This is a genomic window from Sphaerisporangium sp. NPDC049457, from assembly GCF_055586705.1.
Genome location: NZ_JBVJHR010000025.1, coordinates 5,377 through 25,497, shown reverse-complemented (window position 1 = coordinate 25,497; position 20,121 = coordinate 5,377). Strand labels below are relative to the sequence as shown.

Below are 20,121 nucleotides of genomic sequence, written 5' to 3'. Positions count from 1 at the left end.
TCATGCCATGTGATCAGAACGCCATCAGTGAGTATTGGACGGCTCTCAATCAGCAGGGCAAAGATGCTGCCATGACCGGCGAACAAGGAGCTGACAGCACATGTCCCAACTGAGCGAGACCGCGAACGGCGCGACGAGTGCGGCGGAGACGGCGGAGACGGGGGCCGCCGTGCTACCGGAAACGCCGGAGGCGGGCGCGGAGCAGGCGTCCGGCGGCCTGCCGGAGGGCGCCGCCACCTATGACCAACTGCTCACCCTGGCCAGGTACCGCCGCTCGGTGCGCGCGATCGACCCTCGGCGCGAGGTCCCGGACGAGCTCGTGGAGAAGGTCCTCGAAGTGGCCCGCTGGGCGCCCTCGGCGGGCAACGGGCAGCCGTGGGAGTTCCTCGTCATCCGTGACGACGAGATGCGCGCCCGCATCGCCGAGCTCTACGCCAGGCAGATGGCCGACAAGCGCGAGATGCAGGAGGCCGTGTGGGGGCACCGCAACCACATCGGCTTCACCGGGTTCCGGAACTCGCCGGTCTACGTCCTGGTCCTGGGGGACCCGCGGGTCATCGACGCGTACCCGGTGCGCACGGCGATCGAGAAGGGGGACAACCACTTCATCTCCAGCCTCGCGCAGGCGACGGTCTTCGCGCACCTGGCCGTGGCGTCGCTCGGCCTCGGTTCGCAGTGGGTGAGCGACGTGAGCTCGCCCTACATGAGCACGATGCTCAAGTCGTGGCTCGGGATCCCGCGCTTCATGAAGATCTACGACATGTTCGGCATCGGCTACCCGTCCGTCGTCCCGGCGCCCACGCAGCGGCGCGAGCTGGACGACATCATCCACCGCGAGAACTACGAGCAGGAGAAGTCGCGTGACGCCGAGGCCGTCCAGCGCTTCCTGTGGGACAACACCCTGCTCGGCGGATGGGGCACCACGAGCGGCGCCAAGGCGCATCGCGCGCAGCCGGAGGAGTGAGCACCCATGCGCCACGTCGCCGTGATAGGCGCGGGCCCCTCCGGCGTCTTCGCCACCGCTGAGCTGCTCAGGCGGCCGGACGTGCTCGTGGACGTCTTCGACCGGCTCCCGACGCCGTTCGGCCTGGTCCGGTACGGGGTCGCCCCGGACCACCTCAAGATCAAATCAGTGACGGCCTCGCTGTCGAAGGTGCTCGGCGATCCGCGGGTCCGTTTCCACGGCAACGTGGAGTACGGCGCCGACCTGTCGATGGCGGACCTGCGCGGCGCCTACGACGGCATCCTGTTCGCCACCGGAGCCCCGCTCGCGCGCGACCTCGGCGTCCCGGGCGAGGACCTGCCGGGCAACTACGCCGCGGCGGACCTGGTGTCCTGGTACAACGGCCACCCCCGCGCGGGCCGCGTCTTCGACACCCCGGCCGCGGCGGTCGCCGTCATCGGCGCCGGCAACGTGAGCCTCGACGTCGCGCGCGTCCTGCTGAAGGGCGGCTCAGGCCTGGCCGCGACCGACGTCCCGGACGAGGTGCTCCGGACGCTGGACGGCCACCCGGTCGCCTCCGTGCACATCGTCGTCCGGCGCGGAGTCGCCGACGTGAAGTTCTCGCCCGCGGAGCTGCGCGAGTTCGAGGAACTCGACGTCGACATCGTCGTCGACGAGGCGGATCTCGAACTCGGGCCCGACGGACGGACGCGCTACGACTCCGACCGCATGGTGGCGCAGCGGGTCGACGTCTTCCGGGCCTGGGCCGGGCGTCCCGGCGGCGGGGCCGCCAAGCGGCTGTCCTTCTTGTTCCACCGCAGTCCTGTCGCGATCACCGGACCCGGCCGGGTCGCGTCGGTGCGGCTGCGCTCGACCCGGCCCGGCGACGACCGGACCGCCGCCGGCCCGCCCCGCATCGAGGAGCTGCGGGTGCAGGCCGTCGTCCGGTCCATCGGCTACTCCGGCGAGCCGCTGCCCGCCGTCGCCTTCGACGCCGCCGCCGGGCTGGTCCCCAACGTCCAGGGACGCGTCGCCGCCGGGGTGTACGTCGCCGGGTGGATCAAGCGAGGCCCGAGCGGCATCATCGGCTCGAACAAGGCCTGCGCCATCGAGTCGGTCCGGCGGCTCCTCGCGGAGCTCGACGACACGCCGCCGCTCGCGACCGGCCCCGCGCGGCCCGCATTGGGCTCCGTCCTGCGCCGCCGCGGGTGCCGCGTCGTCGACTGGGCCGGCTGGACCGGCATCGACGCCGCAGAGGTCGCCCTCGGCGGCCGGCAGGGCCGGGCCCGCACGAAGATCGCCGATCACGAACGTCTCGTCGAGATCGGAACAGCCGGCGCGCGCTGACGCCCGCACGCACCCGTCCCCCCATAACCGTCAGGGAACCACCATGCCTTACGTCATCACCGGCGCCTGCGTCGACATCATGGACCGCTCATGCCTGGACCAGTGCCCGGTCGACTGCATCCAGCAGGGCGATCGCATGCTCTACATCGACCCCGAGGCCTGCATCGACTGCGGCGCCTGCGAACCGGCGTGCCCGCAGGAGGCGATCTACATGGACCTGAGCCTTCCCGAGCGGCTCAAGCGGTACCGCGAGGTCAACGCGGAGTTCTTCGGCGACGACGCATGCGGGCCGGCGGCCCCGGAGGCCGGCCGCCCGGTGGGCGTCGACCCGCCCGCGGTCCGCGACCTGCCCCGGCGGACCGCTCAATGACGGCGGTGCGGGCTCCGGCGGGCCGTCGGCGATTCGGCGACGGGGTCAGGGTTTCGCGCTCGCCCTCGGAGGGCGTGAAAGGTTCATGACGAGGGCCGCGCGGTGCGCGGCCGCTCCAGATGGCGAGCGCGGGGCCGGCGCGATTCTCCGGGCCGCGGAGGGCTCGGGCGCGGGCGAGCGAGAAGGGGCCGAAACTCGGCGGGGAAATTGCTGACCGATGGTCAGCGATCTGCGCGAAACAGGGCCCAGACGGCCTTGCCGCCCTCCTCCAGCGCCTCCCAGCCCCATGCCTTGCTGTAGGTGTCGACGATGTACAGGCCGCGGCCGTGCTCGGAGACGAAGTCCGGCTCCGTGCGCTTCGGCGCCTCGTCGCTGGGATCCGACACCGCCAGCAGCACGTGCGCCGACATCCGCAGAATCAGCAGCGTGATGGGGTGGTCGTCGTAGCGCCGGGCGGCGTGGGCGGCGTAGCACACGGCGTTGGTGACGAGTTCCGAGACCACGAGCGCCGCGTCCTCGCCGAGCTGCGGGCAGCCCCAGCCGCGCAGGGTGCTGCGGGTCACGTCGCGGGCCGTTTTCACCGAATCGGCCTGCGGGCGTAGCGGGCAGGTGGTCGCGTCGTCGTGCTGACCGGAGCGCAATAACCGCCGAAAACCCGCCCCTGGGGTTGCTTCCAGGCAATGGGCGGCGGATAGGGGCTCCAGCATCCTGCTGATACCTCCCGCCGTCATTGTGTCTCCGCAGCCAGTGCCGATATACGGGTTAGTGCACCTTTAGCCCAATATGCACTAGGCCATCATGGGTCAGTATTGGCCTTGGTGCAAGACCCAAATGCACGTGCACTTGCGCCGTGCAGCCGCAAGAACGGCCCGGTATGTCACCCTGGCGTCGCACTGTTGCGACCGCTGAACTCGACGCGCGGTCCAGACCTTGTCATGAGAGCCGGAAGTGGTGACACTGTGTGGGCTGGCCCGAGAAGAGAAGGAGGCCGAATGACGCCGTTCCAGCCTGGATCCGGTCCTACGGCTCTCCGTATCCTGCTGGGGTCCCAGCTCCGCCGACTTCGCGAACAAAAGGGCATTTCGCGAGAGGAGGCGGGACATCTTATCCGGGGATCCGAGTCCAAGATCAGCAGGATGGAGCTCGGACGCGTCGGATTCAAGGAACGCGACGTGTCCGACCTGCTCGCCCTTTACGGGGTCGAGGAGGGGGAGGCGCGGTCGGCCGTGATGGACCTCCTGCAGAGGGCGAACGAGCCCGGTTGGTGGCACCGGTTCAACGACCTGCTGCCCTCGTGGTTCCAGGCGTACGTCGGCCTTGAGGAGGCCGCGACCCGCATTCGCACCTATGAGGTGCAGTTCGTCCCCGGCCTGCTGCAGACCAAGGAGTACGCCCGCGCCGTCATCACGGCGGGCTCGGCGGGCATCGGGCCGGCCGAGATCGCGCGCCGCGTCGATCTGCGGATGGAGCGCCAGCACGTCCTCGACCGCGCCAACGGCCCGGTGTTCTGGGCGGTGATCGACGAGGCCGCGCTGCGCCGGCCGATCGGCGGCGCGGACGTCATGCGGGGGCAGTTGCAGCACCTGCTCGAGTCGATGCGCCAGCCGAACATCACGATTCAGGTCATGCCCTTCAGCTACGGCGGCCACAGCGCCGAGGGCGGGGCGTTCAGCATTCTTCGCTTCGAAGACAACGAACTTCCCGACGTGGTGTACGTCGAGCAGCTCGCGAGCGCCCTCTACCTGGACAAACGCGATGAAGTGGACCGTTACAGCGAGGTGATGGAACGGCTGTGCGCCGTCAGCACCACCCCGGATGCCACGGTCGACATCCTGCAAAAGATCATCGCGGAGAGATTCTGACGCCTGTCGGTGACTCCGGCGGTGCTCGTCTGCCCTAGACTGGCAAGCGGCGCTGGACACCCGCCACGATTGAGCACGCCCAGACAGGTTGTGCCGGCTGGCCCGTGCACTGAGCCGCCCATGTGGGCGCGGCGCGCGAGCATGTCGCGGTCGCCGTACGGCATGACGCGCCCGCGATCACCAGCAAGCTTGACCAAGGAGACCACCCCGTGAAGACCGCTGTCGAGGAGCTCAGCCCGACCCGGGTGAAGCTCACCGTCGAGGTGCCGTTCGAGGAGCTCGAGACGAGCATGCAGGCGGCGTACAAGAAGGTCGCGCAGCAGGTGCGCGTCCCTGGCTTCCGCCCCGGCAAGGTTCCCGCCCGCATCATCGAGCAGCGCTTCGGCCGCGCGGTGGTCCTGGAGGAGACGCTCAACGAGGCACTGCCGAAGCTGTACGGCCAGGCCGTGGACGAGAGCGACGTCTTCCCGGTGAGCCAGCCCGAGATCGAGGTCACCAAGATCGATGACGGCAAGGAGGTCGAGTTCACCGCCGAGGTCGACGTCCGTCCCTCCTTCGACATCCCCGCCTATGAGGGCCTCGAGGTCACCGTCCCCACCGCCGAGGTCTCCGACGACGACATCGACACCCAGATCGACGCCCTGCGGCAGCGTTTCGCGACGTTGACCGGCGTCGAGCGCGCCGCCGGCAACGGCGACTACGTCGTGATGGACCTCTCCGCCACCATCGACGGCAAGAACATCGAGGAGCAGCAGGCCTCGGACGTCTCCTACGAGGTGGGCGCGGGCTCGGTCCTGCAGGGCCTCGACGACGCCCTGGTCGGCATGGCCGCCGACGACGAGAAGTCATTCACCACGACCCTCGTGGGCGGCGAGAACGCCGGCGAGGAGGCCGAGGTCACCATCAAGGTCAAGAGCGTCAAGGAGAAGGTCCTCCCTGAGCTCGACGACGAGTTCGCCGGCCTGGCCAGCGAGTTCGACACGCTGGAGGAGCTCCGCGAGAGCCTGCGCGCCCAGGCCCGCCGCAACAAGCTCGTCGAGCAGGTCGTGCAGGCCCGCGAGAACGCCGTCACGGCCCTGCTGGACCAGATCGACATCCCGCTGCCCGACAGCGCGCTCAAGGCCGAGCTGGACGCGCGCAAGCACAACCTCGAGCACCAGATCGCCGAGAGCGGCCTCAGCCGCGAGGCGTTCTTCCGGCTCTACCAGACCACCGAGGAAGAGCGCTTCGCCGAGTTCGAGGAGAACTCCCAGAAGGCCATCAAGACCGGCTTCCTGCTCGACAAGATCGTCAAGAGCGAGGACATCGGGGTGAGCGAGGAGGAGCTGACCAGCTTCGTGGTCCGCCGCGCCATGCAGCTCGGCGTCGCCCCGAACACCCTGGCCCAGCACCTCGCCGACAACGACCAGCTCACGCTGGCCATGGTCGAGATCGTCCGCGACAAGGCCAAGACCGTCATCGGCGACGCCGTCAAGGTGGTCGACGAGGCCGGCGAAGAGGTCGACCTCAAGGCCATCTACGCCGAGCTCAACGAAGGCCAGGAGGACGCCGAAGGCGCTCCCGTGGCCGCCGCCCAGCCGGCCGAGTGATCCGGGCGCCCGCCGGCCCATCGTCGCCGGCGGCGCCGCACGATCGTCCCGATGCCCCCGTCGCGTGCCGCGGCGGGGGCATCGGCGTTCGCACCCCAAGCCGGCGCGGCGCCTGGGCACACGTTCATCGTCAAGCGCACGCTCCTCTTCGCACGCACGTTCATCTTCACGCGCTTTCGTACGTGCACGCGCCTTAGTGATGATCCGGGTGATTAGTGGGAGATTGAGGGCATCTCACGGCGTGTGAAACGGGTACCCGAGGAAGCCGATGATTGAGGAACACCTCCTCATCGCCGTGGCCATCGCGGTGATCATGCTGGTAGGGCGGGCTCTGGGGCGGGGCTTCGGCATACCCGTGGCGATCCCTCTCGTCCTGCTCGGACTGGCCGCGAGCTTCCTGCCCGGCATGTCCAAGGCGGTCGTGGCGCCCGACGTCATCCTCGCCCTCTACCTGCCGCCGCTGGTGTACCGCGCGGCATTCCTCACCGCGCCGCGCGAGACCAAGGAGGACGCCGTCCCGATCTCGGTGATGGCCTTCGGCCTCACCTGCGTGACCGCCCTGGCCGTCACGGCCGCCGTGCGCCTCGCCGTGCCGGAGGTGGGATGGCCGGTGGCGCTGGCGCTCGGCGCCGCGGTCGCGCCCACCGACCCGGTGGCGGCGACCTCCATCATGAAGCGCCTGGGCGCCCCCCGCCGCCTGGTGACCATCCTGGAGGGGGAGAGCCTGGTCAACGACGCCGTGGCCCTCACCCTGTTCGGCCTGGCCCTCACCGCGATCGCCGAGCCGGTCACCTGGGCCGACGGCGGCCTCCTGCTGCTTCGCGTCGTGGCGGGCGGCGTGCTGTACGGCCTGGCCCTCGGCTGGATCATGGCGAGGCTCCGCGGCCGGATCAAGGACGGCGGCGCGCAGATCGTCGTGTCGCTCATCACGCCGTTCGTGGCCTACCTCCCCGCCGAGCACTTCGGCTTCTCCGGAGTGCTCGCCACCATCACCACGGGCTTCTACCTCGGCATCCGCGCCCACGGCCTCCTGCAGCCCTCCTCCCGGCTCACCGGCAACGCGTTCTGGGAAGTTTTGGGGCTGCTGCTGGAGTCCAGCCTGTTCGTCCTGCTCGGACTGGAGATCCGCCAGGTGCTTTCCGGGGTGGCCGACTACTCGTTCGCCTCGCTCGCCGGGACGGCGGCGCTGGTTCTCGCCGTGGTCGTGCTGCTGAGGCTCGCATGGACCATGGTGGTGTTCCCGCTGGCCAAATGGCTCCCGGGCCGGCATCTGTCGTTCGACCGCGTCGGCAGGGTGCAACGCCTGGTGATGGGGTGGGCCGGCATGCGCGGGGCCATAACGCTCGCCGTCGCCCTCTCCATCCCGCTCACGGTGCCGGGCCGCCCGCTGCTCATCTTCCTCGCCGCGGCGGTGATCCTCGCCACGCTCATCGGCCAGGCCACCACGCTGGCCCCGCTGCTGCGGCGCCTCGGGCTCGGCGAGTCGGACCAGACCGTGGCCGAGGAGGCCCGGGCGCGGCAGTCCACCATGGAGGCGGCCCTGGCCAGGCTGGACGAGCTCGCCTCCGACGGCCGGGTCGACGAGCGCACCGCCGAGGTGTTCCGCCAGCTCCTTGAGCTGCGCCTGGACAGAGTGCGTGCGATACTCGACGAGGATGACGACGAGGACGGAGATGAGACCTCTCCCGACTCCGGCACCCGCTGGCTGCGCAGGCAACTCGCCCACACCCAGCGGGAGAAACTGGACGAGCTCTACGCCAAGGGCAAGATCAGCGCGGCGACGCAGCGGCATCTCATCCACGAGCTCGACCTCGAAGACCGCCGGCGCGCCTCCGGGTCGCACTGACCACCGGGTACCTGCGCCGACAGCGAACAGTGTCTAGACCGGGACTGACCGGTCGGCGGCGCGCGTTAAGGTCACAAGCAAAGCCCATCGATTACGACGCATCGGAAGGTGACGCTGTGACCAGCCCGCCGACCTCTAACCAGCCCACGAGCTTTGGGCCGGAGTCGCGTGGCCGTGAGAACGGCTCGTTCCGCCTTGAGGATCAGCTATACAACCGTCTGCTGCGTGAGCGCATCGTGGTGCTCGGCACCCAGGTGGACGACGAGGTCGCCAACCGCATCTGCGCTGAACTGCTCCTTCTGGCCGCCGATGACCCCGACCGCGACATCTGGCTGTACATCAACTCGCCGGGTGGTTCCGTGACGGCCGGCATGGCGATCTACGACATGATGGAGTACGTGCCGAACGACGTCTGCACCGTCGCCATGGGTCTGGCCGCCTCGATGGGGCAGTTCCTGCTGTGCGCCGGCGCGACGGGCAAGCGTTACGCGCTGCCGCACGCGCGCATCATGATGCACCAGCCTTCCGGTGGCATCGGCGGGACCGCGGCCGACATCGCGATCCAGGCCGAGCAGATGCTCTACGTCAAGAAGACCTTGGCCGAGCGCATCGCCCACCACACCGGCCAGCCGCTCGACCAGATCGAGAGGGACTCCGATCGCGACCGCTGGTTCACCGCCGAGGAGGCCAGGGACTACGGCTTCATCGACCACGTCGTGCGCAGCGCGCGGCAGGTGCCCTCTGAGGGCGCCGTCTCCTGAAGGGGCAACTCGTGAGTGATCTGATCCGGCCGGGAGACATCAGCGGCCGCTACATCATCCCCTCGTTCGTCGAGCGCACGACGTACGGCGTCAAGGAGATGAACCCGTACAACAAGCTGTTCGAAGATCGCATCATCTTCCTCGGGGTGCAGATCGACGACGCGTCGGCCAACGACGTGATGGCCCAGCTGCTGACGCTGGAGTCGCTCGACCCCGACCGCGACATCAGCATCTACATCAACTCGCCGGGCGGGTCGTTCACCGCGATGACCGCGATCTACGACACCATGCAGTTCGTCCGGCCGGAGATTCAGACCGTCTGCCTGGGCCAGGCGGCCTCGGCCGCGGCGGTGCTGCTGTCCGGCGGCACGCCGGGCAAGCGCTTCGCCCTGCCGAACGCCCGTGTCCTGATCCACCAGCCGTCCACCGAGGGTGGCGGCCAGGGGAGCGACATCGAGATCCAGGCCCGCGAGATCCTGCGCATGCGCTCGCTCCTGGAGGAGATCGTCGCCAGGCACTCGGGCAAGACACCCGAGGAGGTCCGTCGCGACATCGAGCGCGACAAGATCCTCAACGCCGACGAGGCCAAGGCATACGGCCTGATCGACGACATCATCCCCTCACGGAAGAAGCGCGCTCAAGCCGTGGCTTCCTGAGGACGCGGATCGCACCGGAACGGTGCCCAATTGGGCACGTTCCGGTGCGACTCACCGCTAGGGGGCGCACTGAGGGCCCAGAAGACGGTAACGTCGAAACCTGAGCGGGATGACTTTTCGGACCGAGTCCGCAAGATTCGGATCGCGGAGCAGGCGGTCCCACGCAAAGGAGTATCTGGGGTGGCACGCATCGGCGACGGCGGAGACCTGCTGAAGTGCTCGTTCTGCGGGAAGAGCCAGAAGCAAGTCAAAAAGCTCATCGCCGGACCAGGCGTCTACATCTGCGATGAGTGCATCGATCTCTGCAACGAGATCATCGAGGAGGAGCTCTCCGAGTCCTCCGAGCTCAAGTGGGACAGCCTTCCCAAACCGAGAGAGATCTACGAGTTCCTCGACGCCTATGTCATCGGTCAGGACAAGGCGAAGAAGGCCCTCTCGGTGGCGGTGTACAACCACTACAAGCGGGTGCAGTCCGGCGAACGCGGCCGAGACGACGGTCTGGAACTGGCGAAGTCGAACATTCTCTTGCTGGGCCCCACGGGCTCGGGCAAGACCCTCCTCGCGCAGACGCTCGCGAAGATGCTGAACGTGCCGTTCGCCATCGCGGACGCCACGGCGCTCACCGAGGCGGGGTACGTCGGGGAGGATGTCGAGAACATCCTGCTCAAGCTGATCCAGGCGGCCGACTACGACGTCAAGAAGGCCGAGACGGGCATCATCTACATCGACGAGGTCGACAAGATCGCCCGTAAGAGCGAGAACCCCTCGATCACCCGCGACGTCTCGGGCGAGGGCGTGCAGCAGGCCCTGCTGAAGATCCTTGAGGGCACCACGGCCAGCGTGCCGCCACAGGGCGGCCGCAAGCACCCGCACCAAGAGTTCATCCAGATCGACACCACGAACGTCCTGTTCATCTGTGGCGGCGCCTTCGCCGGGCTCGAAAAGATCATCGAGTCGCGCATCGGCAAGAAGGGCATCGGCTTCAACGCCATCATCCACTCCAAGGACGACATCGACGCCTCCGACATCTTCGCCGACGTCATGCCCGAGGACCTGCTGAAGTTCGGCATGATCCCCGAGTTCGTCGGCCGGCTGCCGGTGATCACCAGCGTGCACAACCTCGACCGTGAGGCGCTCATCCAGATCCTCACCGAGCCGAGGAACGCCCTGGTCAAGCAGTACCGCCGGCTGTTCGAGCTCGACAACGTGGAGCTCGAGTTCACCGATGACGCGCTCGAGGCCATCGCCGACCAGGCGATCCTGCGCGGCACCGGCGCCCGGGGCCTGCGCGCCATCATGGAAGAGGTCCTGCTGTCGGTGATGTACGAGGTGCCGTCCCGTCAGGACGTCGCCCGCGTCGTCATCACCCGCGAGTCGGTCCTGGAGCACGTGAACCCCACTCTGGTGCCTCGCGACCAGCTCACCGCCAAGCAGCAGCGCACCCCCAGAGAGAAGTCCGCCTGACCGGACGGCCCGCCCGCCGGGCTTCCGGCCGCTTTGCGGCCCACGACGCACACGGGGCGCGGCGCCATCGCCGAGCGGCCACCCGGCCGCCCGCGACGGCGCCGCGCCCTTGGTCGTTCACCGGCGTGCCCGGCCGCCGCGTTTCGCGGGTGTTAACGCCTCCGGCGGTGCCTCACCGCCGCCGGTCCGCCGGCGAAAGCCTTCACAGCGCTCTACGCAGGAGGTGAAGCCCGGATTCCCGTCCGACTCGCACGGTGGCATCGCTGTGGGATATCTCGCCGAAGTTACGCACCGTAATGAGACCACGCTTTCAGTCGTACCTAAGAGGCCTTTTCGGTGAGCGTGGCCGTATACCCGATTACGGGCGCTGAGCGGTTGCGACCCGGGCGAGTCGCCGCCGTCCCTACAATTGGTGACTGTGACAACGCCTGAGCTGCCTACCCAGTACGCACCCGCCGACGTCGAGACCCAGAGCTATGAGCGCTGGGTCGCCGAGGGCTACTTCACGGCGGATGTAGGCAGCGGGCGAGAGCCGTACAGCATCGTGCTCCCGCCGCCCAACGTCACCGGGGTCCTGCACATCGGCCACGCCCTCGACCACTCCATCCAGGACGCCCTGAGCAGGCGGGCCCGCATGCGCGGTTACGAGACGCTGTGGCTGCCCGGCATGGACCACGCCGGCATCGCCACCCAGAACGTCGTCGAGCGCGAGCTGGCCAAGCAGGGCCTCTCCCGGCACGACCTCGGCCGCGAGGCGTTCGTCGAGCGAGTCTGGCAGTGGAAGGAGGAGTCCGGCGGGCGCATCCTCGGCCAGATGAAGAAGCTCGGCGACAGCGTCGACTGGACGCGCGAGCGCTTCACCATGGACGAAGGGCTCTCCCGGGCCGTCCAGACCATCTTCAAGCGGTTGTACGACGACAACCTCATCTACCGCGCCGAGCGCATCATCAACTGGTGCCCGCGCTGCCTCACCGCCCTGTCCGACATCGAGGTCGACCACAGCGACGACGAGGGCGAGCTCGTCAGCATCCGCTACGGCGAGGGCGAGGCGTCCATCGTGGTCGCCACCACCCGCGCCGAGACGATGCTCGGAGACACCGCCGTCGCCGTCCACCCCGCCGACGAGCGCTACGCGCACCTTGTCGGCACCTCGGTGGAGGTGCCGCTCACCGGGCGGCTGATCCCGATCGTGGCCGACGAGCACGTCGACCCCGCGTTCGGCACCGGCGCCGTCAAGGTCACCCCGGCGCACGACCCCAACGACTTCGAGATCGGGCGGCGCCACGGCCTGCCGTCCCTCACGGTCATGGACGAGCGCGGCGTGATCACCGCGCACGGGCCCTTCCAGGGGCTCGACCGGTTCGAGGCGCGGCCCGCCGTGGTCGCGGCGCTGCGCGCCGAGGGCCGCGTCGTCGCAGAGAAGCGCCCGTACGTCCACGCCGTCGGCCACTGCTCGCGCTGCAAGACCGTGGTGGAGCCCAGGCTCTCACTGCAGTGGTTCGTCAACGTCCAGCCGCTCGCCAAGGCCGCCGGGGACGCCGTCCGTGACGGCCGCACCCGCATCCACCCGCCGGAGCTCGCCAAGCGCTACTTCGACTGGGTCGACGACATGCACGACTGGTGCATCTCCCGCCAGCTGTGGTGGGGCCACCGCATCCCGGTGTGGTACGGCCCCGAGGGCGAGGTCGTGTGCGTGGGGCCCGACGAGGAGCCCCCGGCCGGCTACGTCCAGGATTCCGACGTGCTCGACACCTGGTTCTCCTCGGGGCTGTGGCCGATCTCGACCCTCGGGTGGCCCGACCGCACCGCCGACCTCGAGCGCTTCTACCCGACCACCGTGCTGGTCACCGGGTACGACATCCTGTTCTTCTGGGTCGCCCGCATGATGATGTTCGGGTTGTACGCCATGGACGGCACGCCGCCGTTCCGCACGGTCGCCCTGCACGGCATCGTGCGCGACCAGTACGGCAAGAAGATGTCCAAGTCCTCCGGCAACGTCATCGACCCGCTCGACTGGGTCGACCGGTACGGCGCGGACGCGACGCGCTTCACCCTCCTGCGCGGCGCCGGTCCGGGCTCGGACGTGGCCATCAGCGAAGACTGGGCCGCGGGCTCCCGCAACTTCTGCAACAAGATCTGGAACGCCACCAGGTTCGCGCTGCTGAACGGCGCGACCGTCGCAGGGGCGCTGCCGTCTCCGGACGAGCTGACCGTCGCCGACCGGTGGATCCTGTCCCGGTTGCAGGTGGTCGTCGGGGCGGTGGACGCCGGGTACGACGACTTCGAGTTCGCCAAGATCTCCGACCAGCTCTACCACTTCGCGTGGGACGAGGTCTGCGACTGGTACGTGGAGCTCGCCAAGATCCAGATCGCGTCGGGCGGCGAGGTCGCCGAGCGCACCCGGCTGGTGCTCGGCCACGTGCTCGATGCCCTGCTGCGACTGCTGCACCCGCTCGTCCCGTTCGTGACCGAGGAGCTCTGGCGGGCGCTGACCTCCGGCACCTCGATCATGGCGGCCACCTGGCCGGCGCTCGCCGGCGAGTACGCCGACCGGCCGGCCGAGGAGGAGATCCTCGTCCTGCAGGAGCTCATCACCGAGGTCCGCCGGTTCCGTTCCGATCAGGGCCTGAAGCCCGGGCAGCGGGTCGCAGCCCGGCTGGCCCTCACCGGGTCGGCGCTCGCGGCGCACGAGCCGGCGATCCGCAGCCTGCTGAGGCTGGACGAACCGTCTGAGTCGTTCACGCCCACGGCGCGGCTCGCGGTCGGCTCGGCGTCGATCGAGATCGACACGGCCGGGGCCATCGACGTCGCCGCCGAGCGCAGGCGCATGGAGAAGGACCTCGCCGCGGCCCGCAAGGAGGCGGCCCAGGTCGCCGCGAAGCTCGCCAACGAGCAGTTCATGTCCAAGGCGCCCGACGACGTCGTCACCAAGGTGCGGTCCCGCGCCACCCAGGCCGACGCCGACATCGCCCGCCTGGAGGCCCAGCTCGCCGCCCTCCCCACGAGTTGAGCCGCCCCCGGCGCGCGGATCGTGGGCCGTGTCCGTCATGCGCGCGGATCGCGGTCCGTGCGCCGGACAGCGGCCCCCGTCCGTTATGAGCGGATAGTGGGGGAGTCATGTGGTGGCCGGAGTCAGCAGCCCGGCCAGGCGATGCAGGCCGCGTGCCGTCCGCGCCTTGACGGTGCCGAGCGGCACGCGCAGCCGCTCGGCGATCTCGCGTTGGGTCAGGTCCCCGTAGTAGGCCAGCTCGATGGCCTGGCGCTGGGCGTCGGGAAGCGCCGCCAGGGCCCGCATGATCCTGTCCCGCTCGGCGAGCGTGTCGCCGTCGGCGCGCCCGTCGTGGCCCTGCGGGTCGGCCACGCCCTCCAGCGGCACCGTGGCGAGGACGCGCACCCGCAGGTGGTCGATGGCGCGCTTGTGCGCGATGCCGAGCAGCCATGCCTTGAGGCTGCGGTCCGGGTCGAAGCGGTGCCCGAACCGCCACACCTCGGTGAAGACGACCTGAAGCACGTCCTCGACATCCTGCGGGGGCAGGTACCGGTGCAGGTAGGCCCGGACGGTGGCGGCATGCGCGCGATAGCAGTCGCCCAGCGCGCCCGCCTGGCCGGACGCGAGGCGTGACTCCAGGGTGTCGTCCATGCACACCCTTATGCCGCTATAAATCTACTCAAAACCTCTTCATGGCCATCCGTCAGCGGCCGGCGCGGCACACCTGCGAGATGGCGCCGTCCTCGCCGTAGAAACGCGACCCTCGCCGCGGCGTCCATGGCCGGACATGGAGCACCTCCGGGAGACGGCGCTTCGAAGGTGGCCGGGCAGGGGCAGGGATCGCCTCCGGAGACGGCGCGTCGGATACGGCCGGGCCGGGGCCTCAGCTCAGGAGGTCCATCACGGTCGTGATCGCCTGCGGGAAGGTGGATACGCGGATCGTGCCGGAGGGCAGGTCGTCCGCCCACCCCGGACCGCCGGCCACCAGACGGCTCGCCGGTCGCAGCCGGGGCAGCGCGCCGAGCGGGGCAGGGGCGCCGGTCTCCCGTTGCTGCGACCAGACGAAGACGACGGCGGGTCCGAGCCGTCGCATGGCGGCGGCCAGCGCCGCGTAGGGGGTGCGGGGGCCCAGCACCCGGGTCTCGACGGCCAGTTCGCCCAGTGCGGCCGCCAGCACGGCCGCGGGCAGGCTGTGCTCCTCGTCCTCGGCGCACGCGAGCAGCACCGGCCGCGGATGCGACGGAGCCGGGGCGCGCCGGGCGTGCGCGGCCAGCGCGTCCAGCAGGCGGTCGGAGAACAGATGCTCGATCTCCACGCCCTCGCCCGTCTCCTCCTGCTTGTGGACGATGGCGGCGAACGCCGGACGCACGAGCCGCTCCCAGGTCCAGGCGACACCCCGGCTCCGCAGCGCCGCGTCGAGCCCGCCGCCCACGGTGCGGCCGTCCAGAGCCAGCGCCGCCCGCGCCAGCATCGCGGCGGACGGCACGCCCACTCCGCCCCCGGCGCCGCGCGCCGCGCTCGCCCGGCCCTCCGCGCCGCGCGCCACCCTGCCCGCATCCCCGTTCGCCGCGCCCGCTTTCTCGGCTTCCCCGCTCGCGCCGCCTTCGCCGCCTTCCGGGTCACCCATGGGGCCGCGAGGCGCGCCGGCCTCCCCGCCCGTCGTGCCGTGCGCGGCCGCGCCCCGCGCGATCGGCGGCGCGCCCACGCCGAGGTCGCCTGGCGGCCCGTGCCGCAGCGCCTGCCGGGCGGCGTCCGCCGGGGCCACGCCGGCGTGGATGAGCCGGTTCATCTCCTCCAGGCGGCGCAGGTCGGAGGCGCCGTAGCGCCGGTGCCCGCCCGGACTGCGCCTGCTCGGGCCCATGCCGTAACGCATGTTCCAGGTGCGCAGCGTGGGCACGGGCACGCCGAGCCGCCGCGCGACGGCGCCGATGCCGTACGCGGGCTCCTCCACAGGCTCGTCCCCGGCCGACGGCGTCCCGTCGTCCCCCAGCGCGTCGCCGTCCTTCAGCGCGTCGTCGTTCCGCAGTGCGCCGTCCCGCAGCGTGCCGCCGTTCCGCAGCGCGTCGGCGTCCCCCAGCGCGTCGTCGTCCCGCGCCGCGTCGCCGTCCCCCGCCGCGCCGTTGTGCTCCACCGCAGCTCCACCGTCCGTCGTCCTACCCGTCCATGCCGCACCCGGCCCCGCCCGTCGGCTCCCCATGGCCGGCTCACGAGCCGGTCCGCTTGATCAGCGAACGTTCATCTGTTGTCCCGCTTCGCGGAGCATGCCCGGCATGGGTGCAACCGCACCGACGAGGAGGCACGAAAACTTTACTGATGACGCCGGTGACCCCGTACCACCGAAGGAGCAGTGCCCATGGTGACGTTGGCCCCGGAGAACCGTGAACTCCGCGAGCCGGTCGACCGCCACCTCGGGCGCCCGCCCGAACACGACGACGGGAACGCCCGCCACCTCGGGTGCCCGCTTGGACGCGACGACGGGAAGGCCCGTCACCTGCGGCGGCCGCTCCGACGCGGCGGCGGGAACGCCTGATGGCGGCACGGCACCCCGTCGTGGTCATCGGAGCGGGTCTCGGCGGACTGGCCACGGCCATGCGGCTGGCGGGAGCGGGCCGCGAGGTGACCGTCGTCGAGGCGCAGGACGGCCCCGGCGGCTGTTGCGGCACCGCGTCCGCCGGCCCCTACCGGTTCGACGTGGGACCCTCGGTGCTGACCATGCCCGGCGTGCTCGCCGACACCTTCGCCGCCGCGGGGGAGGAGATGGACGACCGGCTGCCGCTGCGGCGGCTGGACCCCTTCTACCGGCTCGCCTACCACGACGGGTCCCACCTGGATGTGGTCGCCGGCGCGGAGGCGATGACCGAGCAGGTGCGCGCGCTGTGCGGACCGGCCGAGGCCGCCAGGTACCGAAGGCTCCGGCCGCTGCTGGAGGAGATGTTCCGCGTCGAGTGGCCGGCGTTCATCGACCGGGACATGACGCGGCTGCGCGCGCTCGCCCGGCCGTACGCGCTGGCCAGGCTCGCCGCCCTCGGCGGGTTCCGCACGCTGGACGGCCTGGTGCGCCGGCACCTGACCGACGAGCGCCTGATCAGGGCCCACACCTTCCAGGCCCTCTACGTCGGCCTCGCCCCGCGCCGCGCGCTCGGCATCTACGCCGTCATCGCCCACATGGACACGGTCGGCGGCGTGTACTTCCCCGTCCACGGCGGGATGCACGCCATCCCCCTCGCCATGGCCGGCGCCGCGCACAAGGCCGGAGCCCACCTGCGGTACGGCGTGCGCGCCACCAAGGTCGAGGCCGACGGCGCGGGGGTCACCGGCGTCCGGCTCGACAGCGGCGAACTGCTCCGCGCCGGCCACGTGGTGGTCGCCTGCGACCGGGCCGCGGCGCACCGCGGGCTGCTGCCGGACGGGGCCGGCGACTGGCGGCTGCGTCGCCCCCGGTTCTCCCCGTCATGCCTGGTCGCCCATTTCGGCCTCGACCGGCGCCTGCCCGGCCAGGCCCACCACACCCTGCACTTCGGACGCGACTGGGCCACCACGTTCGACGCCCTGGCCGCGGGCCGCCCGCAGCCCGACCCGAGCCTGCTCGTCACCTACCCGAGCGGTGACGCCGGCGCCGCGCCCGAAGGCCACGCCACCCTCAGCGTGCTGGAGCCCACGGCGAACCTGACCGGCGGCGGCGACTGGGAGCGGCTGACCCCCCGGCTCGTGCGGCGCATGCTGCAACGACTCGACGCCCTCGGCTACGGCGACCTGTCGGACGCGCCGCGGCTCGTCCTGGACCCGCCCGCCTGGCGAAGGCGCGGGCACTCGGCGGGCACCCCGTTCGCCCTCGACCACCGGTTCACCCAGACGGGCTGGTTCCGGCCCGCCGGCGCGGCACGCCGCGTCCCCGGGCTGCACTTCGCGGGCATGTACACCGCGCCCGGCGTCGGAGTGCCACCGGTGCTGATCTCCGGCCGCCTGGCCGCGGAACGCATCCTGGAGTCCACCCCATGACATCCCACCCCCTGGCGCCGTCGCGCCCCGCCACGCTCACGGCCAGCTACGAACGGTGCCGGCGGCTGCACGCCGCCTACGGGCGCTCGTACTACCTGGCCACCATGCTGCTCCCTGCCTGGAAACGTCCCCACGTGCACGCGCTCTACGGCTTCGCCCGCCACGCCGACGAGATCGTCGACTCGTTCACGATGACGGACGACCGGGGGGCGGCGCTCGAAGAGCTCGTCGCCCAGCTGGCCTGCGGCATGGCCGGGGAGCCGGTAGCCGACCCGGTGCTGCCGGCGTTCACCCACACGGTGCGCGGCTTCGGCATCGGCCTCGCCGACATCGACGCCTTCCTCGCCGCCATGCGCGCCGACCTGACCGTCCGCCGCTACGCCACCTACGACGACCTGCTCGGGTACATGAACGGCTCGGCCGCGGTCATCGGCACCATGATGCTGCCCATCCTGGAACCGATGCCGGGCGCGGCCGAACGGGCGCGCGAGCCGGCCCGCCAGCTGGGCCTGGCCTTCCAGCTCACCAACTTCATCCGCGACGTGGCCGAGGACCTCGACCGGGGACGGATCTACCTGCCTCTCGAAGACCTCGACAAGTTCGGCGTCTCGGAGGAGGATCTGGCCGCCCGCCGGACCACCCCGGGCGTCCGCGACCTGATGGCGTTCGAGGCCGAACGGGCGCGCGACCACTACCGGCGGGCGCTGGAGGGCATCGACCTGCTCGTGCCGTCCTCGCGGCCGTGCGTGCGCGCCGCCTACGAGTTGTACGGCGGGATCCTCGACGAGGTCGCCGCGGCCGGATACAACGTGCTGGCGGGGCGGGTGCGCGTACCCCGGCGACGACGGCTGGCGATCTTCACCAGGTACCTGACGGCGGCGTCGACGGCCGGCCGCGCCGAGCGTCGCGGCCCCGCGAAGGCGCGCTGAGATGGACCGCGGGAAGGACACCCCCGCCCGGACGGTCGTCCTCGACGGCATGGGCGGCGACCACGGCCCGGCCGAGACCGTGCGCGGAGCCGTCCAGGCGAGGCGGGAGAGCGGCGTCCCGGTGATCATCGCAGGGCATCCGGACGTGCTCGGCGGCGAGCTGGCCCGTCTCGGCGCGGAGGGCGAGGTCGAGGTCGCGCCGGCCGCCGACGCCGTCCCGATGACCGAGCGCGGCGTCGGAGCCCTGGCCCAGACTGGCTCCAGTCTCGCCGTCGGCCTGGACCTGCTGCGGCGGGGCGTCGGCGGGTCCTTCGTGTCGGCCGGCTCCACCGGAGCCGTGGTCGCGAGCGCGGTCGGCCTGCTCGGCACGGCCCCGCCGGTGCTGCGCCCGGCCCTCGCCGTGGCGCTGCCGTCGGTGCGAGGCGGGGCCACGGTACTGGTAGACGCGGGCGCCACCGTCGACCCGACCCCGCAGATGATCGCCCAGTTCGCCCTGCTGGGAGTGTCCTACGCCCAGCTCGTGCTCGGCGTGGACGACCCTTCGGTGGGCCTGCTGTCCATCGGCGCGGAGGCGGGCAAGGGCAACCGGCTCACCCGCCGGTCCGCGGAACTCCTGCGCTGGATGCCGTTGCGCTTCCACGGCAACGTGGAGGGCGACGACGTCCTCGCCGGCGCCGTCGACGTCGTGGTCACCGACGGGTTCACCGGGAACGTGGTGCTGAAGAACGTGGAGGGCACGGTCAGGGCGACGCTGGCCCTGGTCGCCGGGTGCGGGATCGCCGGTCCGGACGAACTGCGCGAGGTCGCCCGCCGCTACGACCCCGAGACGCACGGCGGCGCGGCCCTTCTCGGGCTGTCCGGCACGGTGGTCGTCGCCCACGGCTCCTCCCGGGCCGCGACGATCGCCCGTGCCTGCGTCGTCGCCCGCGACCTCGCCGAGGGCCAGGTGGTGTCCCGCGTGCGGGAGCACCTGACCGTCACGCCCGCCCGGTGAGGAGCGCGGTGAGGCGCGCGGCGCTCTCAGGTGTTCTCGCTCGCGCGGGGAACGAGCGGGTCGGCGCCGTCCCAGGTGCCCTCGCTCGCGTAGGGCGCGAAACGGGCGAACAACTCCTCCGAGTACCAGCCTTCCGCGCGGACCCGCTCGATCACCCGCCGATGCTCGCCCCGCGCGTACGCGAAGTCGCGGACGGCCGCGGCGTCCCGCCACAGGGAGAAGGTGGCCTGGCGGGCCAGCGGCCACTCGCCGATGCCGACCGAGGCCAGGCAGCCGTCCCGCTCGCGCAGAGATCGTTCGACCCCCGCCACCGACCGGTAGAAGGCCACAAGCCGGGCAGGCCTGATCGCGGCCCTGGTCAACACGGCGACC

At 71.0% G+C, this 20,121-nt stretch carries 17 protein-coding genes and 1 pseudogene; 14 read left to right on the top strand and 4 right to left on the bottom strand.

Going from position 1 to position 20,121, the window contains the following annotated elements:
* Positions 1-100 precede the first annotated feature (100 nt).
* Genes ACZ6QO_RS32430 through fdxA form a run of 3 tightly spaced genes read left to right on the top strand, consistent with a single transcriptional unit; the run spans position 101 to position 2,660 of the window.
* Complete coding sequence (locus ACZ6QO_RS32430) at positions 101-964, top strand: nitroreductase family protein (RefSeq protein WP_465856361.1); 864 nt, start codon at positions 101-103, stop codon at positions 962-964.
* Between the two features lie 6 nt (positions 965-970).
* A complete protein-coding gene (locus ACZ6QO_RS32425) occupies positions 971-2,290 on the top strand; it encodes an FAD-dependent oxidoreductase (protein WP_465856359.1) in 1,320 nt (439 codons plus the stop codon).
* Between the two features lie 43 nt (positions 2,291-2,333).
* Entirely contained in the window at positions 2,334-2,660 is a 327-nt protein-coding gene (gene fdxA, locus ACZ6QO_RS32420; protein ID WP_465856357.1) for a ferredoxin, read from the top strand.
* 221 nt (positions 2,661-2,881) lie between these two features.
* On the opposite strand, the gene ACZ6QO_RS32415 is transcribed toward fdxA, so the two are convergent.
* Positions 2,882-3,367: an ATP-binding protein gene (locus ACZ6QO_RS32415; protein WP_465856355.1), complete on the bottom strand. Its 486-nt coding sequence runs from the start codon at positions 3,365-3,367 to the stop codon at positions 2,882-2,884.
* A 285-nt stretch (positions 3,368-3,652) separates the two neighbouring features.
* Between ACZ6QO_RS32415 and ACZ6QO_RS32410 the strand changes: the two genes are divergently transcribed.
* From ACZ6QO_RS32410 to ACZ6QO_RS32380, 7 genes are all read left to right on the top strand, one after another.
* A complete protein-coding gene (locus ACZ6QO_RS32410; protein ID WP_465856353.1) occupies positions 3,653-4,522 on the top strand; it encodes a helix-turn-helix domain-containing protein in 870 nt (289 codons plus the stop codon).
* Positions 4,523-4,731: 209 nt separating this feature from the next.
* The gene (gene tig / locus ACZ6QO_RS32405; protein WP_465856351.1) at positions 4,732-6,111 is read left to right on the top strand and encodes a trigger factor; all 1,380 of its coding nucleotides are present in this window, start codon (positions 4,732-4,734) and stop codon (positions 6,109-6,111) included.
* A 268-nt stretch (positions 6,112-6,379) separates the two neighbouring features.
* Entirely contained in the window at positions 6,380-7,957 is a 1,578-nt protein-coding gene (locus ACZ6QO_RS32400) for a Na+/H+ antiporter (RefSeq protein WP_465856350.1), read from the top strand.
* A 116-nt stretch (positions 7,958-8,073) separates the two neighbouring features.
* The gene (locus ACZ6QO_RS32395; RefSeq protein WP_465856348.1) at positions 8,074-8,718 is read left to right on the top strand and encodes a ClpP family protease; all 645 of its coding nucleotides are present in this window, start codon (positions 8,074-8,076) and stop codon (positions 8,716-8,718) included.
* Between the two features lie 11 nt (positions 8,719-8,729).
* A complete protein-coding gene (locus tag ACZ6QO_RS32390) occupies positions 8,730-9,374 on the top strand; it encodes an ATP-dependent Clp protease proteolytic subunit (protein WP_465856346.1) in 645 nt (214 codons plus the stop codon).
* A 180-nt stretch (positions 9,375-9,554) separates the two neighbouring features.
* Positions 9,555-10,838, top strand: a complete 1,284-nt coding sequence (gene clpX, locus ACZ6QO_RS32385) for an ATP-dependent Clp protease ATP-binding subunit ClpX (RefSeq protein WP_465856344.1) — start codon at positions 9,555-9,557, stop codon at positions 10,836-10,838.
* Between the two features lie 409 nt (positions 10,839-11,247).
* Complete coding sequence (locus tag ACZ6QO_RS32380) at positions 11,248-13,848, top strand: valine--tRNA ligase (RefSeq protein WP_465856342.1); 2,601 nt, start codon at positions 11,248-11,250, stop codon at positions 13,846-13,848.
* Positions 13,849-13,953: 105 nt separating this feature from the next.
* Here ACZ6QO_RS32380 and ACZ6QO_RS32375 read toward each other — a convergent pair whose 3' ends face one another.
* Both ACZ6QO_RS32375 and ACZ6QO_RS32370 read right to left on the bottom strand, forming a co-directional pair.
* Entirely contained in the window at positions 13,954-14,478 is a 525-nt protein-coding gene (locus tag ACZ6QO_RS32375; RefSeq protein ID WP_465856340.1) for an RNA polymerase sigma factor, read from the bottom strand.
* Positions 14,479-14,710: 232 nt separating this feature from the next.
* Positions 14,711-15,958 carry a MerR family transcriptional regulator gene (locus ACZ6QO_RS32370; protein WP_465856338.1) on the bottom strand — a complete coding sequence of 416 codons (1,248 nt, stop codon included), beginning with the start codon at positions 15,956-15,958 and terminating at the stop codon, positions 14,711-14,713.
* Positions 15,959-16,180: 222 nt separating this feature from the next.
* Here ACZ6QO_RS32370 and ACZ6QO_RS32365 point away from each other — a divergent pair, with 222 nt between their 5' ends.
* Genes ACZ6QO_RS32365 through plsX form a run of 4 tightly spaced genes read left to right on the top strand, consistent with a single transcriptional unit; the run spans position 16,181 to position 19,749 of the window.
* Positions 16,181-16,357: a hypothetical protein gene (locus tag ACZ6QO_RS32365; RefSeq protein WP_465856336.1), complete on the top strand. Its 177-nt coding sequence runs from the start codon at positions 16,181-16,183 to the stop codon at positions 16,355-16,357.
* The gene (locus tag ACZ6QO_RS32360; protein WP_465856334.1) at positions 16,357-17,826 is read left to right on the top strand and encodes a phytoene desaturase family protein; all 1,470 of its coding nucleotides are present in this window, start codon (positions 16,357-16,359) and stop codon (positions 17,824-17,826) included. Before ACZ6QO_RS32365 ends, ACZ6QO_RS32360 begins: the two co-directional genes overlap by 1 nt.
* The gene (locus ACZ6QO_RS32355) at positions 17,823-18,755 is read left to right on the top strand and encodes a phytoene/squalene synthase family protein (RefSeq protein ID WP_465856332.1); all 933 of its coding nucleotides are present in this window, start codon (positions 17,823-17,825) and stop codon (positions 18,753-18,755) included. Before ACZ6QO_RS32360 ends, ACZ6QO_RS32355 begins: the two co-directional genes overlap by 4 nt.
* A 1-nt stretch (position 18,756) precedes the next feature.
* Positions 18,757-19,749 carry a phosphate acyltransferase PlsX gene (gene plsX, locus ACZ6QO_RS32350; RefSeq protein WP_465856330.1) on the top strand — a complete coding sequence of 331 codons (993 nt, stop codon included), beginning with the start codon at positions 18,757-18,759 and terminating at the stop codon, positions 19,747-19,749.
* A gap of 26 nt (positions 19,750-19,775) precedes the next feature.
* Here plsX and ACZ6QO_RS32345 read toward each other — a convergent pair.
* Positions 19,776-20,121: pseudogene (locus ACZ6QO_RS32345) on the bottom strand (spheroidene monooxygenase); the annotation flags it as partial.

Coding starts and splice junctions, on each gene's coding strand:
- ACZ6QO_RS32415 (WP_465856355.1), bottom strand. CDS start 3,367: ATGCTGGAGCCCCTATCCGCCGCCCATTGCCTGGAAGCAACCCCAGGG.
- ACZ6QO_RS32410 (WP_465856353.1), top strand. CDS start 3,653: ATGACGCCGTTCCAGCCTGGATCCGGTCCTACGGCTCTCCGTATCCTG.
- ACZ6QO_RS32365 (WP_465856336.1), top strand. CDS start 16,181: ATGGTGACGTTGGCCCCGGAGAACCGTGAACTCCGCGAGCCGGTCGAC.
- plsX (WP_465856330.1), top strand. CDS start 18,757: ATGGACCGCGGGAAGGACACCCCCGCCCGGACGGTCGTCCTCGACGGC.
- ACZ6QO_RS32430 (WP_465856361.1), top strand. CDS start 101: ATGTCCCAACTGAGCGAGACCGCGAACGGCGCGACGAGTGCGGCGGAG.
- ACZ6QO_RS32355 (WP_465856332.1), top strand. CDS start 17,823: ATGACATCCCACCCCCTGGCGCCGTCGCGCCCCGCCACGCTCACGGCC.
- ACZ6QO_RS32375 (WP_465856340.1), bottom strand. CDS start 14,478: ATGGACGACACCCTGGAGTCACGCCTCGCGTCCGGCCAGGCGGGCGCG.
- ACZ6QO_RS32400 (WP_465856350.1), top strand. CDS start 6,380: ATGATTGAGGAACACCTCCTCATCGCCGTGGCCATCGCGGTGATCATG.
- ACZ6QO_RS32360 (WP_465856334.1), top strand. CDS start 16,357: ATGGCGGCACGGCACCCCGTCGTGGTCATCGGAGCGGGTCTCGGCGGA.
- fdxA (WP_465856357.1), top strand. CDS start 2,334: ATGCCTTACGTCATCACCGGCGCCTGCGTCGACATCATGGACCGCTCA.
- ACZ6QO_RS32425 (WP_465856359.1), top strand. CDS start 971: ATGCGCCACGTCGCCGTGATAGGCGCGGGCCCCTCCGGCGTCTTCGCC.